Here is a 14,824-nt window from a genome sequence, read left to right on the forward strand (position 1 = left end):
TTTTACACCCACTCAATAACCTGATCTACAGATCGCCGAGTTTTGCCACGCGGCTCGTTGAGACGGTAGCCAAATGCCACCATACAAGAAATACCGAAATGCTTGGCATCCATAATGCCTTCTTCAGAGAGGATGCGTTCGATTTCCTGTTTATTAAAACCTTCGATAGGGCAGGAATCAATGCCGATTTGAGCTGCGGCAGTCATCATGTTGCCCAGTGCGATGTAGGTTTGTCGGCAGCCCCACTCGAACAAGGCTCTTTTGTTTTCCTCCAGCGCAAAATCTGATTTTAGGAAGGCGTCATATACTTTCTCTTTGCCTTGCATCACTTCAGCTGGTAATTGCTGCACGTTCTCCATCATACTCTTGATATAATCGGAGGAGGCTATCATATCTTCAGGAAGTCTAGAGAGGATGAGTACAAAATGGCTGGCTGTTGGCAGTTGTTTTTGGGCCCCCCAAGAGTAAGGCAGTAGCTTCTCACGCATAGCTTTACTCTGAACGACAACAAATTTCCAAGGTTCAAAGCCAAACGAGCTTGGAGATAAACGACCGGTTTCAAGAATAAAGTCGAAGTCAGAATCGCTAATTTTCTTATGACTATCGAATTCCTTCGTTGCATGTCTGAACTCGTATGCAGATAAGATTTGATCTTTAGTAGTAGCTAAGGTTTCCATCGTTATTCCACTCCTTATGGATGTGATTAAAATTGACGCTTACCAAGTGACATGCTTAATATTAGAATATACATGATCGTTTTTGAAGTACGCACATTAATGTGCTGTAGTATATAAAATGATACTAAGGAGGAGAAAAGCCTATGCGCAATCGGAAAGGCGGCTTTGGGGAATGTACCGCTGGGAATGATCAGGCGTGTCCAGTTGAGTTCACGCTGGACGTGATTGGGGGCAAATGGAAAGGAATTATTTTATATCATCTCATGTATGGGACTAAGCGATTTAGTGATTTTCGGCGGATCTGTCCGGGGATCACCCAGCGTATGCTGACACTCCAATTGCGCGAGCTGGAAGAGGATGGTGTCGTTCACCGTGAAGTATACCAGCAGGTTCCGCCTAAGGTTGAATACTCTCTCACCGAATTCGGGAAAACGCTCATACCGATTATTAACTTGATGAAAGATTGGGGAGAAGAATATAAAACAAAACAGCGATCACCAGAAAGCAGTCTTCAGCAACCTAGCCCCAATGTGTAGGTTTTTGAAGACGGCTCCACGAAAAAGACCTGGCCATCATTTTGGCAGGTCTTTTGGTTTATTAAAAAGGAATGTGCAAAGTTCGTTTTTCAGTTGACAGCAAGGACGACGCTTGATATATTTCTTACGATATTGATAATCATTATCATATGTATTGGAAGATCATCTGCACAATATATAGGGGGCTAATCAGTTGAAAAGAAAATCGTATTTTATGATGACAGCTATGTTACTTGTATTGTCTGTATTCATCAGCGCTTGCGGCGGAAATAATAATGGAAGTAATCCGGCTTCATCTTCAGGAGATAAGCAAGAGTCGGCTTCTACTGGAGAGACGAGAAGCTTTAAAACGGTTAAAGGGGATATTCAAATTCCGACCAAGCCACAGCGCATTGTAACGGATTTTTACGGTGGAGAATTGCTGTCCGTGGGTGCTAACGTGGTGGGTGTAGAGCCAACTGCGTTTCAAAATCCTTTTCTGACCGATTTGCTGAAGGAACAAGGAACCAAAGAGGTGGGTGATCCGACCAATTTGGAAAAGACGTTGGAACTCAAACCCGATCTGATCGTGGTTATGAAGGATACGAATTATGAGGCTTTGTCTAAAATTGCGCCTACCCTGTATATTCCGTACGGCACGACGACTAATTTTTATGATACGGTCAAGTTGTTCGGCGATATCACCGGGGAAAAGGAGAAGGCTGAGCAATTTATTGCTGCATTTGATAAAAAGGCCGCTGAAGGTCGCGCACGTCTTAAAGGTGTGATTGACGAAAAGGCAACTTTCGGTCTGTATGAGCTGACGGACAAGCACGCACTTTGGATCTTTGGCGACAATGCGGGTCGCGGCGGACAAGCCGTATACAATGCGCTCAAACTGAACATGCCAAAGAAAACAGTGAACTCCAAGGAACAAACGGTACAGCTTTCGATGGAGGTATTGCCGCAGTATGACGCAGATTATATGTTCCTGACTACGTATGACCCGGAGAAAAAGGGTGACGCGCTCAAGCAACTGAAGTCGTCCGCTGTATGGGGGAATCTTCCTGCGGTGAAGAACAATAGAGTGTTCTTTAACGATTTTGATACGTATTATCGCTATGATCCAATCGCTATTACAGGACAGATTGATATGATCGTAGATATGCTGATCGAAAGAGAAAAAGAGAATAAAGCTAAACAATAGGTGTGAGATTCTGCGTTGTGACGAATTGTTGAAATAGATAAGAGATCGCATATTATACACAGTATATAGCATTAAAAACCAGTCCAACATGAATCATGTTTGGACTGGTTTTTGATTTACTATTTTGTCGTAATTTCAATAGTATCTTCTTTTTGTATCCAATCTACCTTGGCCCCCAGCGTTTCGCTGATCAGCCTTAATGGAAGATAACCAATACCATTCACCATGAAGGGCGGATTGGTAAGCTTTACAGCCTTACCGTTCACTTTTGCTTGGCTGGTTTTGAAATTTATTTCTAGAAAGACAGGGTGATCTTCTGCCTTGGACTGATCTATTTTTGCTATTTTGCTGTTGAAATCATAAGCGATCTCGGCCCCCAGTTTATCAAAAACAGAACGAAGGGGAATAAACGCTTGCCCGTTGCGGGTAATGACACCATTACTCAGAGAGACAGGCGAACCATTGAGACGGACAAGAATCGGTTTTTGTACAGGAACTGCTGAACTATACAGAAACTCATAGTCTCCTATACCTAGCTGCGCGTGTTTGTTGACACCCCAGCCCCATAAGGCCCCATCTGCTTTTTGCATGATTACGTGCCGTGGACCTGCTTTGATACTTTGAATATTTTTAGCAAGCAATGTAAAGGGGGCGTTGGATGGTAACTTTTCACCATCTAGAGACGCAACATATACATTCCCAGCTGTGGTGAGGGCGAGTATGGAGCGTTCGGCGAAAAAGGCGTCTTTAACATCTTTTACTCCTGATAATAGCACAGGGGTATTTTCATTGTGATAGGTTGTATTATCTGAGTAACCTGTGACCGTTTCACCCCAGAACCATAACCGTCCTTGTCGATCAATCGCGAGATTGGAACTTCCATTGGTCTTAATTATTTTGATGTCCGATAAGGCTTGAATCTGCGATACGGATAAAGTTTCGGACGGAGTTACATTTTTATCAAATTCTTTGGGCCATGTCCATACAGTACCGTCTTTCTTTAAGGCTATGTTTTTGGAGATAGCAGTAATATCCTTTAATGATGGAACAAGCTCGAAGCCCTGCAAGGACCTTGTATTTTTCCATACACTTCCGTCCTTCTTCAAGAAGATCCAGCGTTCCTCATATTGCGGTCTTTTTTCATAGTAACTATCCAATTCTGTAACATTTTCGATGCCGGATAGGGTTTGAAAAGGAGCAAAGTTGCCACCATTTTCGATTCGATCAGCGGATAATACGGTTCCTTCGGCGTTTAGGGCGAGCACATGATCATTCATAATACGCACGTTTATGATGTTTGGTAGTCCTTCCAGAGAAATGAATTTCACGGATTCAGAAATGTTGTTTCTTGGCACATACCAGGCGGAATGATCTTGTAAGGTAAATATCAGATCGCCTTCCTGGATTATATTCGAAAATGTTCTTACAACGTTTGGCTTATCCTCTACACGAGTCGGTACGGATTGATTATAGCCCCATAACCACAAGCTTCCATCGGATTGAATCAGACTCCCGGAATCATATGAACGAATACGGGACGCCGATTCATCACCGGCCGCCCATGCACTGGAGCTGAACAATAACAGCGCGATCATACTGATTAACAGAGTACGTCTTTTCATGCGTTTTTCCTCATTTCTTCATCAATGTATATAAGGTTAAATAACGCCTTGGGGAATATCTCCTTATCAATAGACGAAGAATATATAGAAAAGTTTTCCACAAATCGTTGGATTCCAATAAAATAGCCTCCAAACCCACGAGCAGAGGCGGGTTTGAGAGGCTATTTTTTGAGCATGGAAGCAGAATATGACTTGGGACGGGTTCTTCCAATGGTCAGCCCGTTATTCGGCTGCGCACCATCAATAAGGTTTGTTCTTTGATTTGTCCGATTTCACGGAGGAGTGTGGCTGTTTTAGCTTCGTAGGATTGTTTGACATCCAAATCTTTCAGCGAAGCAAGGTTAATGTCGACGGTAAGCAGGGCAGATTGAGCGGCGGCTTCGAACAGGATCGCGCCGATGCCAAGATCCGAAATCACATTTTTATTGGACACTTCCACAATGTTATAGGCTTGCGACAATCCGTCTCGGCATACTTCCAGCAGGCGCATGGGTACCTCAATGGCAGCGATCACCGCTGTCTGTAAGGAATGGGTACGATAGCGCTTTTCTTCGTCTGTTTCCTTGGGCAAACGCAGGGCAGTCATATACTGTTCAAAGGATTGGATGTCTGCGACCATTAATTCCTCACAATGTGTAGACAATCTTTCCATGCTGCTAATGACGTCCGTGATTTGTTCATGGATGTGCGCGTATTTTTCTCCTTGTGAAAGGTTGGCGGTCATGGAGGTCATAGCCGCGCCTAGTGCCGCAGCCAGTGCGGATACACTTCCTCCGCCAGGGGTAGGAGCTGCACTTGCAGCCTCTTTCAGAAAATGTCCGATGGAATGATTCCACGACAGTTCACTCATGAGTAAACCACCTCTCTGGAGTAGTGTTGCAGATGTATCGCTTTAAGCAAATTTTTGTACAAAATCGCAGTCGTTAAGGTGCCAACACCGCCGGGAACCGGAGAAATAGCATGTACTTTTTCCCCCACGTCTAAAGCGGCATCTCCCACTATTTTTCCCTCTAGCGTCTCATTAATTCCCGCATCTACCAAAATCAGACCGGGATGAACCATATCTTGCGTAATCACATCAGGGCATCCGACTGCCACGAAGGCAATGTCTGCATGGCTCAGATGCTCTGCAATATCACGCGTACCTGCATGACAGGCGGTAACGGTGGCGTTTTCTCTTTGCAACATGTGGAAAAGGGGAAGTCCCACTGTCTGTCCGATGCCCACGAGCGTGACATTTTTGCCTGCCAATGTGTGACCGTAATGCTTGAGCAGCTCGATACAGGCTTGAGGTGTTGCGGGATATAGTCCGGCGTCACCTGTTACAGTAGCCAGCTTGTTATCGGGTGTAATCCCATCAATATCCTTGTAGGGGGCAATGGATTGTTTAATAACGGAGGCGGAAAGATGTTGGGGAAGCGGCAGTTCCAGCATAATGCCATGTACATGGGATGCATCGTTCAGACTGCCGATCAGGTGCAGTAGCTCGGTTTCGCTAACATGACGATCAAACGTATGGAGATGAAATGAGATGCCCAGCTTCTCCGCTATTTTTTGCTTGGTCCGTGCATAGTATGCAGATGCCGGATCACCTTCTACCAATAGGGTTGCCAGATGGGGACGGTGTCCTTGCTGCTTCATTTCTTCTACCTGTGAACGGATCGTTGCATATACTTGCTCAGCTGCTTCTTTGGATTTCATGATAATAGCCATAGTCCGAGCCTCCTCTGAATTTATTGCATAATGGAATCAACAGGGTGTCATGGTCTTGTAAAACGAAAAAAAGTATTTGCACAAGGTCGTCAAGACAGACGAATCCTCTGCAAATACTTCTCCCAGGCGAACGGTACGCTTTTTTTGTATGCTCCCTCGTGGTTCATTCCACTGACTTCGCCAGTCACATACAGCGTTATTATACCTTATATTTTAACAAACAATCATCAGAAAAGAAACCCGCGAACATTTGGAAAACGGGTTATGTTACTTGTCTATATGACAAATGTCATATACACGAACTGACGTTTATGACTACAGCGCCTAGAGCGTTCTCCTTATACTGAGATTAGATCAACATGTACGCCTAACAGGATCAAGGTATAGGCGTCATCTTTAAGGAGGATCATAATGAGTATGACACAACTCCCATTAGCCCAATTGAAAAAAAATATGGCTCCCTACGAGAAAATAAACACGAAATCCAGCGTTCTGCAACTTATCAATACTTTGGGTCCACTGATCCTATTGTGGTATGCTGCTTATCTTAGCCTGTCGGTTTCGTACTGGCTGACGCTTCCCATTGCCATTGTTGCATCGGGGTTTGTGGTACGGACGTTTATTATTTTTCATGATTGTGGTCATCAATCCTTCTTCAAAAGCCGCAAGCTGAACGACATTGTGGGAACGATTACAGGTATTATTACGCTCTGCCCTTATCACCAATGGAAAAATAGTCACGCGATCCACCATGCAACCAGCAGTAATCTGGATAAAAGAGGCACAGGTGACATGTGGGTGCTTACGGTAGAAGAGTACACAGAGGCTTCCACATGGACACGGTTGGCCTATCGCATATACCGAAATCCTTGGGTTATGTTCGGACTAGGTCCGATCTATACTTTTTTGATTTCCTATCGCTTTAATATCAAGACAGCCAAACGCAAGGAAAAAATGAACACTCATGTGACGAATATATCCATCGTTGCATTGTATGCACTGTTGTGCTGGGCTATTGGATGGCAGGCCTTCCTTCTCGTACAGGCACCTATCTTTTTTGTATCCGGTATGTTGGGAATCTGGCTATTCTATGTACAACACCAATTTGAGGATTCTTATTTCGAGCACGATGAAGAGTGGAGTTATATTAATGCAGCCGTAGAAGGCAGTTCTTACTACAAGCTTCCTAAAGTATTGCAATGGATTACGGGCAATATCGGATTTCATCACGTTCATCACCTGAGTCCCAAAGTTCCAAATTATAATTTGGAAAAAGCACATGAAGCGACACCGTTACTTCAAAAGGCGACCACGATCACAGTGAGTAGCAGTCTGCAATCGTTGAAGTTCCGACTTTGGGATGAAAATACGAAAACCTTTTTGACCTTTAAACAAGTGAAGCCGCTCCTCAGCAAACGTGTTGCAGTTACGAAACCCATGCCTACACCTGTTGTAGGCACAGAAAGAAAATAACGTTGAACAAAACCTGGTATGATAAGATAAGGAATATAAGTCATGTGAAGTAGAAGAGGGTGGGCAGGATGCAAAAATGGTATCAGATCTTCCAAAGAAATACAGGGCTTAGCCCTTATGTTTGGGTCGTCTTTTACATCCTGCCCTTTTACTACTTTAGCTCTTCATCTACAGGTCATATTATTTTGGGTACTGCTATTATTTTGGTATTCTTTGCATGTTATGTACTGGCTTTTGTCTCAAAAGGCTGGCTCATATACTTTTGGACCAGTGTACAGATTGCCATATCGATTACCATGACACTGCTGTTCAGCTATATGTACTTTTCCATATTTATCGCCTATTTGATCGGTAATATTAAAAGTAAGGCTGCATTTACGACGCTGTATATTATTTTAATGGTTATTACGATTGGATTGATCAATTATGGTTTTGTTTCTCAGAATCCCGTTTTTATTAAACAGATTCCTTTTATCCTGCTTAATCTGATCGGTGTGATTCTCCTTCCGATTACGAATTTTAATCGCAACAAAAGCGATCGGCTCCAAGTTCAATTGGAGGATGCCAATAAGAAAATATCGGAATTGATTAAGCTGGAGGAACGGCAAAGAATTGCGCGTGACCTGCACGATACCTTAGGTCAGAAGTTGTCACTCATTGGGCTGAAGAGCGATTTGGCGGGCAAACTGATGGATCAGTACCCGGAGCGGGCGCATGTCGAAATTAACGATGTTCGTCTCACGGCAAGAAGCGCGTTAAAAGAGGTACGGGAAATGGTTACTCAAATGCGCGGTATGCGACTAGAGGATGAGCTGCTACGTATTCGGCAGATTTTAAAGGCTGCTCACATTGAATTAACTCTAGAGGGAGACCCGAAGCTGGAGCATACATCATTAATGAATGAAAATGTTCTTAGCATGTGTATGAAGGAAGCCGTAACCAATGTAGTGAAACACAGTGGAGCTACCGCTTGCTCCATCACGATTGAGCCGTCTCGTAAGGAATTAACTCTTCGGATTCAGGATAATGGAGTCGGTATTACGAGAGAAAATGGAACCCTTCGTGGAAACGGCCTGCAAGGTATGAAGGAAAGGCTCGAATTCGTGAACGGATGTATGGAGCTGCGTTCAGATCAGGGAACGACCTTGGTCATTAAAGTGCCCAATATCCCTGAAAAGCCGAACGAGGAGGTGGGGCCATGATTCGAATTGTCATTGCAGAAGACCAACGTATGCTGCTGGGTGCTCTAGCTTCTCTGCTAGACTTGGAAGAGGACATGAAAGTAGTCGGAAAAGCAAGCAACGGGGAAGAAGCTATAGAACTGGTGAAGCTGCATCAACCGGATATATGCATTATGGACATCGAAATGCCGATAAAGAGCGGATTGGATGCGGCTGAAGAACTCAAAGGCTTGAACTGCAAGATGCTGATTTTAACTACGTTTGCCCGCCCTGGGTATTTTGAACGAGCGATCAAGGCGGGGACACACGGTTATCTACTCAAGGACAGTCCCAGTGAAGAGCTGGCTTCCTCCATTCGCAGTATTATGGCAGGTCGGCGTATCTATGCTCCGGAACTGGTCGATGATGCTTATGCCGAAGTCAACCCGCTAACAGAGCGTGAAAAGACCGTCTTGGCGCTCATCGCTGACGGAAAGAACACAAAAGAGATTGCTGGTGAACTGTATTTAACGACAGGGACGGTGCGCAATTATATTTCAGTCATTCTCGATAAGTTGGGTGTCAGTAACCGGATCGAAGCGATTACACGTTTTAATGAAAAAGGTTGGTTTAAATGAGAAACAGAGACGCTATGAAGCAAAATATAGCGCTCTGTTTTTTTGTTTTATCCATAGATTTGGTATGCCTTTAGCGTACTACCTTGTGATACAATAGGATAGTTGTCCACAGGATGGACTGGAGTACAAGGAGGAGCAGAACCGCATGAAACAAGCCCCATTTATAGCCGTTGAAGGGCCCATCGGAGCAGGCAAAACGACGTTAGCTTCGATGCTTTCAACCGAGCTACATTGGCCGATAATCAAAGAGATTGTCGAGGAGAACCCATTTCTCGATAAATTTTATCAGAATATAGATGAGTGGAGTTTCCAGTTGGAAATGTTCTTCCTCTGCAATCGGTATAAGCAGTTGGAGGATACTGGTCTGCAATATATCGAGAAAGCTCAGCCTGTTATTTCTGATTATCATATCTACAAGAATTTGATTTTTGCTGAACGTACGCTTAAGGGTGTGAAGCTCGAAAAATATCGTCAAATCTATCATTTGCTCACAGATGATATGCCTAAGCCGGACATTATCATTTATATCAAAGCAGATTTGGATACCTTGCTGGGGAGAATTCGCAAGCGTGCACGCTCTTTTGAACAGGAGATGGACCCTGCCTATCTGGAGCAATTGATCATAGATTATGATAAAGGCATGCAGTTTCTCGCTGAACAGTCCCCTTCCCCTCGTATATTGACCGTGAACGGGAATGAAATTGATTTTGTAGAAAATCAGGCACAATTTAAACAAATTGTTTCCGATGTAAAGGAGCTTATATAGTGAATAATTACAACATTCCTGCAAATGCCTTGATTACGGTAGCGGGCACAGTGGGTGTAGGTAAATCCACGTTGACCGGTGCTTTGGCCGGACGCCTTGGTTTTAAAACCTCTTTGGAGCAGGTCGATCATAATCCCTATCTGGAGAAATTTTATCACGATTTCGAAAGATGGAGCTTTCATTTGCAAATTTATTTTCTCGCGGAACGCTTCAAGGAACAAAAGAATATTTTCCTGTCTGGTGGAGGCTTTGTGCAGGATCGTTCTATTTATGAGGATACAGGCATTTTTGCGAAAATGCATGCCGATCAGGGAACGATGAATCCTACCGATTATGAAACGTATACTAGCCTGTTTGAGGCGATGGTGATGACACCGTTTTTCCCTCACCCTGATGTGCTGATCTATCTGGAAGGCAGTTTGCCCTCCATTCTGAGTCGGATTGAGGAGCGCGGTCGCGAGATGGAGATCCAGACCGAGCGTTCTTATTGGGAGCAAATGCATCGCAGATATTCCAATTGGATCAACGAATTTGATGCCTGTCCTGTACTGCGTCTGAACATTGATGAGTATGATGTACATGACCCTGCTTCCATGGATGCTATTTTGGAAGAAGTAGGAAAAGTAATATCAAAAAAATAAAGATATAACCCCAAATAACTGACAGGGACTGTGGTACAATCAGTATAAATTAAGCTGATAGACCGCAGTCTTTTTTTGTCGAATAAACATGTTGAAGCACGAGATATGACTAACGGTATAGTGGACAAGTTTAGGCTGGAATGCGAGAATAGGTACATATGAATTGTAATGACTCACGGGAAGGATGGGATACTGTGATGCGTTTTGGTATTGTTGGAACCAACTGGATAACAGAGAGGTTTATTCAAGCTGCGATGGAGACGGACGAATTTTCCCTGACGGCGGTATACTCACGCACAGAGGATAAGGGCAAAGCTTTTGCTGACAAATATAACAGCCAGCCGGAGGTTTTTACAGACCTGGCGCAAATGGCCGCAAGTGACCAGGTCGATGCCGTATATATTGCCAGCCCCAATTCCTTACATGCGGAGCAGGCGATCTTATGTATGAATCACGGAAAGCACGTGTTGTGTGAGAAACCTTTTGCGTCTAATGCAGCAGAGGTGAAGAGTATGATCGAAGCCGCGCGCAACAACGATGTTCTGCTGATGGAGGCCGTTAAATCCACACTTATGCCTAACTTTAAAATAATAAAGGATCATATGTATAAAATAGGCCGGGTTCGGCGTTATTTTGCAAGCTACTGTCAATACTCCTCCCGCTTTGATGCTTTTAAGCAAGGTAAGGTATTGAATGCGTTTAACCCGGCCTTTTCCAATGGTTCCCTGATGGACCTTGGCGTGTATTGTTTGTATCCTATGGTGACTTTGTTCGGCAAACCTGAGGAGGTTCGGGCGGTTGGTGTGCTTTTATCCTCTGGTGTCGATGGCGAGGGCAGTATCGTGATGAAGTATCCTGATATGGATGCTATCGTCATGTATTCCAAAATTACAGATTCCTATCTGCCTGCTGAAATTCAGGGTGAGAATGGAACGATGGTGATCGACAAAATCAGTCAGCCCTATGAGGTGAAAATTCATTATCGGGACGGCACGATTGAGGATCTGACCAAAGCTCAGACGCGTGAGCCCATGTATTATGAAATTCAGGAATTTATAGATCTGATCAAGAGTGGTGAACGCAACAGTTCCATTAACTCTTTGGAGTGTTCACTTACAGTCGCTGAAGTGATGGAGGAGGCAAGACAACAATTCGGCCTTCGTTATGAAGCAGATTCACATTAGTCAGTGGAATGATCGAAATTGCGATGCACAAAGGGCTGCCGATTTTGCAAACTTTGCAAATATACGGTTAGCCTTATTTGGCTTTGTAGCCCTAAAAGGGTAAAGCAGCTATCCTTCTCCTCAATCGCTAGGTCACTTAACACCTCGTTTTTACAAATTACTATATTTCCTAAAACAACGTATTAACATTTGATTGATATGATCATATTTATAACTTTTACATATTAACTACACAGAGGAGTGTACACATGTTTAAGAAGTTCCAAAAATGGTCAGCAACATCTATGTCTGTTGCTCTTGCGCTAGGTTTGATTACGGGCATGTCAGCCTTGCCTGTCCATGCTGAGTCATCAGGGAATACAGATCATGGTATTAGTAAAGTTACAGCTACATTTTATGGAGACACAAAAGGTTCCAAAGGATTTACCTGGTATACTTCAAAACTTTCCACGATGAGCACTGTTCAAGTAATCAAGAAAACGGCTTCTGAAGCTGATTTTACGAGTGCTCTTACATTTGAAGGGACTTCTTCTCCATCGACCAATTCTCCAGAAGAGCTTGTCCATAAAGCTGTAGCTACAGGTCTTCAAGCGGACACAGCTTATTATTATCGTGTGGGTGATGCAGCGCGCGGGATATGGAGCGAAACAGGTACGTTTCAAACGGCTCCTAAGAGCGGCGAATTTACCTTCATTGATTTAGCTGATACACAAGCGAAAAGCGAAGATGAAGCCATATTGTCTTCACAGACGCTCGAAAAAGCACTTCAAACTGTAGGTAATGCTCAGTTTGTAGTCCACAACGGAGATATCGTAGACACCGGTACCAAGGAAGAGCAGTGGGACTGGTTGTTGGGACATTCACAAAAAAGTCTTTTGAATACAACCATTGTTCCTTCAGCAGGTAATCACGAGGATGAGAACTACGCTTTTTATGATCACTTTAATATTAATCAACCAGCTGGTTCTGCTACTAAAACAGGAGCGTACTACTCCTTTGATTACAGCAATGCTCACTTTATCGTACTGAACTCCAATGAGGACTCAGAGAAATATGCCAATTTTTCTGAAGATCAAGTTGAATGGTTAAAGAAAGATGCTGCGGCAGCCAAAAGGGCAGGTGCAAAGTGGATCATTGTTAACATTCATAAAGGTCCCTACACTACCTCTAATCATGCAACAGATTCTGACATCATGGATAACAATGGAGTTCGTAACCAAATCGCACCACTCATGGACAAACTTGATATCGACTTTGTCGTGCAGGGACACGATCATATTTACGCTCGTACGAAGCCAATCAACCAAGAGGGTAAAGCAACAACGCCAACCAAATTAAAAGATACATTAAATGATAAGACGATTGAATATAGTGTGAATCCAGATGGAAGTATCTATGTCATCCCAGCAACCGCTGGCCCCAAAGTCTACTACAAGAATCCAAGCGAAAAACTTGGTGATAAGTATTATAATCTCTTTGAGCTAGCTGAAGAGAATCATGCGGCAGTATATGGCCCGGATCCGAGTGACAATCGTAGACCTGTACGAGGACAGGTACAGAATTTTGTTGGCATCACCGTAGACGAAAATAAACTTACAGCCGTAACGTACGAAATTGATCAAAACAAAAATGATGCCAAACCTTTTATTGTGGATCAATTCGGAATCATCAAAAAATATCAGTAAAATTGATTAATGGTTTCTAAATAATCATAAAAGGATATCCTACAGTCTGGTCAGCTGCATGGATATCCTTTTTTATTTTCTTATAGGGACTTTCTTATAGAGACGTCTGATGTTGTGCTTGTAATACTTACGCCCTGTTCGGAAGCGGGTAAACCGTACATAATGCTATTAAGAGATCCAAAGTTTAAAAGTAGTCAAATTTACATATAGAAATTTTCTTGCAAAATATGGAGGGATAAAACGATGGCTTATCAAGAAATCAATGGAGTTCGCGTATGGGGATCACCTGACCCGGGGGCACTATCTCAAGCCCGTACATGTGCCGAAAATGGTAATGTGATTCAGGCGCTACTGATGGCAGATCATCATAAAGGCTACAGTCAGCCGATTGGCGGTGTGATGGTGTATGACGGACAAATTTCACCTTCAGGTGTCGGGTATGATATCGGCTGCGGGAATAAGGCGGTAAGAACCAAGCTGTTTGCCGCAGATATTATGCCGCGTATTTCAGCCGTGATGGATGAGATTGCACGTCATATTTCGTTTGGCGTAGGCCGTGTGAATGCAATTCAGGTAGACCATGAGCTGTTCGATGACCCGGATTGGGCAGTATATGCGGCGATTGGGAAACAAGAACATGACAAACTGAAGTCCTTGGCAAGAGAACAGCTGGGTACAGTAGGGAGTGGTAATCACTTTGTTGATGTATTCGTGGAGGAAGCGACAGGACAGGTCTGGATTGCCAATCATTTCGGCAGTCGGGGCTTTGGACATAAAACAGCAAGTGGGTTTCTAAACTTGGCCGCTGGACGGGAGTTTCTCGGAAAGGCGCCGGGAGAACATATGGATCAGCCGCCTGTACTGCTGGATATGAACAGTGAGCTGGGAGACATGTACTACCGTGCGATGCGCCTTGCCGGACGCTATGCGTATGCGGGACGTGACTATGTGATAGAACAAGTGCTTGGTATTATGGGGACCGAAGCGGATTTTACGGTGCATAACCACCATAATTACGCGTGGAAGGAACAGCATGATGGACGCGACACCATTGTAGTCCGCAAAGGCGCAACCCCCTCGGCCCCTGGCCAAATGGGCTTTATTGGAGGAAGCATGGGTGATATCTCGGTGATTGTGCGTGGGAAAGAATCGGTAGAAAATCGGGATTCCTACTATAGTACAGTCCATGGCGCAGGTCGTATTATGAGTCGTACCCAGGCAGCCGGTAAAATGAATTGGAAAACCCGTACGCGTAGCGGTGGGCAGATTACGGACCTACAGATGAAGGAGGCTATTCGGAACTATGGTGTCGAGCTGCGCGGAGCAGGTACAGACGAAAGTCCGTTCGTCTACCGCAAACTGCGCGAGGTACTGGACGCTCATTCCGAGACCGTGGAAGTTATGCATGTGCTGAAGCCAATCGGGGTATGCATGGCTGGGGCCAATGAATTTGACCCTTATAAGGATTAATGAAAAGAGAAGGAACCATAAAAAAGACGATGCCCGGCAGAAGTGTTCATTCGCCGAGCATCGTCTTTAAAGT

Annotated in this window: 14 protein-coding genes and 1 riboswitch; of the genes, 10 read left to right on the plus strand and 4 right to left on the minus strand. The window is 44.1% G+C overall.

Features of this window, described 5'->3' with window-relative positions; all coding sequences use genetic code 11:
- Nucleotides 1–2: 2 nt before the first annotated feature.
- Nucleotides 3–677 carry an NAD(P)H-dependent oxidoreductase gene (locus NSS94_RS04855; protein WP_029517631.1) on the minus strand — a complete coding sequence of 225 codons (675 nt, stop codon included), beginning with the start codon at nucleotides 675–677 and terminating at the stop codon, nucleotides 3–5.
- 143 nt (nucleotides 678–820) lie between these two features.
- On the opposite strand from NSS94_RS04855, the gene NSS94_RS04860 reads away from it, so the two are divergent.
- A complete protein-coding gene (locus tag NSS94_RS04860; protein WP_068938572.1) occupies nucleotides 821–1,213 on the plus strand; it encodes a winged helix-turn-helix transcriptional regulator in 393 nt (130 codons plus the stop codon).
- Nucleotides 1,214–1,406: 193 nt separating this feature from the next.
- The gene (locus NSS94_RS04865) at nucleotides 1,407–2,399 is read left to right on the plus strand and encodes an ABC transporter substrate-binding protein (protein ID WP_341038792.1); all 993 of its coding nucleotides are present in this window, start codon (nucleotides 1,407–1,409) and stop codon (nucleotides 2,397–2,399) included.
- A 119-nt stretch (nucleotides 2,400–2,518) separates the two neighbouring features.
- On the opposite strand, the gene NSS94_RS04870 is transcribed toward NSS94_RS04865, so the two are convergent.
- The 3 genes from NSS94_RS04870 to NSS94_RS04880 form a co-directional block, all read right to left on the minus strand.
- Nucleotides 2,519–4,021, minus strand: coding sequence for a stalk domain-containing protein (locus NSS94_RS04870; RefSeq protein WP_318628235.1), 1,503 nt, complete (start codon nucleotides 4,019–4,021; stop codon nucleotides 2,519–2,521).
- Between the two features lie 214 nt (nucleotides 4,022–4,235).
- Nucleotides 4,236–4,871, minus strand: coding sequence for a cyclodeaminase/cyclohydrolase family protein (locus NSS94_RS04875; RefSeq protein WP_322252475.1), 636 nt, complete (start codon nucleotides 4,869–4,871; stop codon nucleotides 4,236–4,238).
- Nucleotides 4,868–5,734 (minus strand): bifunctional 5,10-methylenetetrahydrofolate dehydrogenase/5,10-methenyltetrahydrofolate cyclohydrolase, encoded by an 867-nt coding sequence (locus tag NSS94_RS04880; RefSeq protein WP_029517626.1) that lies wholly within the window; start codon nucleotides 5,732–5,734, stop codon nucleotides 4,868–4,870. Before NSS94_RS04880 ends, NSS94_RS04875 begins: the two co-directional genes overlap by 4 nt.
- Before the next feature lie 113 nt (nucleotides 5,735–5,847).
- Nucleotides 5,848–5,932, minus strand: a riboswitch (ZMP/ZTP riboswitch).
- Nucleotides 5,933–6,145: 213 nt separating this feature from the next.
- Here NSS94_RS04880 and NSS94_RS04885 point away from each other — a divergent pair.
- The 8 genes from NSS94_RS04885 to NSS94_RS04920 all read left to right on the plus strand — a co-directional run bounded on the left by NSS94_RS04885 (nucleotide 6,146) and on the right by NSS94_RS04920 (nucleotide 14,751).
- Nucleotides 6,146–7,207: a fatty acid desaturase gene (locus NSS94_RS04885; protein ID WP_029517625.1), complete on the plus strand. Its 1,062-nt coding sequence runs from the start codon at nucleotides 6,146–6,148 to the stop codon at nucleotides 7,205–7,207.
- A gap of 68 nt (nucleotides 7,208–7,275) precedes the next feature.
- Nucleotides 7,276–8,409 (plus strand): sensor histidine kinase, encoded by a 1,134-nt coding sequence (locus NSS94_RS04890; protein ID WP_029517624.1) that lies wholly within the window; start codon nucleotides 7,276–7,278, stop codon nucleotides 8,407–8,409.
- On the plus strand, nucleotides 8,406–9,005 hold the full coding sequence (locus tag NSS94_RS04895; protein WP_029517623.1) for a response regulator transcription factor: 600 nt from the start codon (nucleotides 8,406–8,408) through the stop codon (nucleotides 9,003–9,005). Before NSS94_RS04890 ends, NSS94_RS04895 begins: the two co-directional genes overlap by 4 nt.
- Before the next feature lie 145 nt (nucleotides 9,006–9,150).
- Nucleotides 9,151–9,771, plus strand: a complete 621-nt coding sequence (locus tag NSS94_RS04900) for a deoxynucleoside kinase (RefSeq protein WP_029517622.1) — start codon at nucleotides 9,151–9,153, stop codon at nucleotides 9,769–9,771.
- Nucleotides 9,771–10,412: a deoxynucleoside kinase gene (locus NSS94_RS04905; protein WP_013308920.1), complete on the plus strand. Its 642-nt coding sequence runs from the start codon at nucleotides 9,771–9,773 to the stop codon at nucleotides 10,410–10,412. Before NSS94_RS04900 ends, NSS94_RS04905 begins: the two co-directional genes overlap by 1 nt.
- Nucleotides 10,413–10,609: 197 nt before the next feature.
- Nucleotides 10,610–11,596 carry a Gfo/Idh/MocA family protein gene (locus NSS94_RS04910; RefSeq protein ID WP_341040391.1) on the plus strand — a complete coding sequence of 329 codons (987 nt, stop codon included), beginning with the start codon at nucleotides 10,610–10,612 and terminating at the stop codon, nucleotides 11,594–11,596.
- A 248-nt stretch (nucleotides 11,597–11,844) separates the two neighbouring features.
- Nucleotides 11,845–13,281, plus strand: coding sequence for a metallophosphoesterase family protein (locus NSS94_RS04915; protein ID WP_341038799.1), 1,437 nt, complete (start codon nucleotides 11,845–11,847; stop codon nucleotides 13,279–13,281).
- A gap of 243 nt (nucleotides 13,282–13,524) precedes the next feature.
- Nucleotides 13,525–14,751: an RtcB family protein gene (locus tag NSS94_RS04920; protein ID WP_341038801.1), complete on the plus strand. Its 1,227-nt coding sequence runs from the start codon at nucleotides 13,525–13,527 to the stop codon at nucleotides 14,749–14,751.
- Nucleotides 14,752–14,824: the final 73 nt, after the last annotated feature.

Origin of the sequence: Paenibacillus sp. FSL L8-0644, assembly GCF_038008165.1 — a bacterium.
Classification (GTDB): Bacteria; Bacillota; Bacilli; order Paenibacillales; family Paenibacillaceae; genus Paenibacillus; species Paenibacillus polymyxa_D.

What these genes read in the sequence shown, in the direction of transcription:
- NSS94_RS04920 (WP_341038801.1), top strand. Translation starts at nt 13,525, where the DNA reads ATGGCTTATCAAGAAATCAATGGAGTTCGCGTATGGGGATCACCTGAC.
- NSS94_RS04910 (WP_341040391.1), top strand. Translation starts at nt 10,610, where the DNA reads ATGCGTTTTGGTATTGTTGGAACCAACTGGATAACAGAGAGGTTTATT.
- NSS94_RS04885 (WP_029517625.1), top strand. Translation starts at nt 6,146, where the DNA reads ATGAGTATGACACAACTCCCATTAGCCCAATTGAAAAAAAATATGGCT.
- NSS94_RS04870 (WP_318628235.1), bottom strand. Translation starts at nt 4,021, where the DNA reads ATGAAAAGACGTACTCTGTTAATCAGTATGATCGCGCTGTTATTGTTC.
- NSS94_RS04915 (WP_341038799.1), top strand. Translation starts at nt 11,845, where the DNA reads ATGTTTAAGAAGTTCCAAAAATGGTCAGCAACATCTATGTCTGTTGCT.
- NSS94_RS04855 (WP_029517631.1), bottom strand. Translation starts at nt 677, where the DNA reads ATGGAAACCTTAGCTACTACTAAAGATCAAATCTTATCTGCATACGAG.
- NSS94_RS04860 (WP_068938572.1), top strand. Translation starts at nt 821, where the DNA reads ATGCGCAATCGGAAAGGCGGCTTTGGGGAATGTACCGCTGGGAATGAT.
- NSS94_RS04890 (WP_029517624.1), top strand. Translation starts at nt 7,276, where the DNA reads ATGCAAAAATGGTATCAGATCTTCCAAAGAAATACAGGGCTTAGCCCT.
- NSS94_RS04875 (WP_322252475.1), bottom strand. Translation starts at nt 4,871, where the DNA reads ATGAGTGAACTGTCGTGGAATCATTCCATCGGACATTTTCTGAAAGAG.
- NSS94_RS04880 (WP_029517626.1), bottom strand. Translation starts at nt 5,734, where the DNA reads ATGGCTATTATCATGAAATCCAAAGAAGCAGCTGAGCAAGTATATGCA.
- NSS94_RS04895 (WP_029517623.1), top strand. Translation starts at nt 8,406, where the DNA reads ATGATTCGAATTGTCATTGCAGAAGACCAACGTATGCTGCTGGGTGCT.
- NSS94_RS04900 (WP_029517622.1), top strand. Translation starts at nt 9,151, where the DNA reads ATGAAACAAGCCCCATTTATAGCCGTTGAAGGGCCCATCGGAGCAGGC.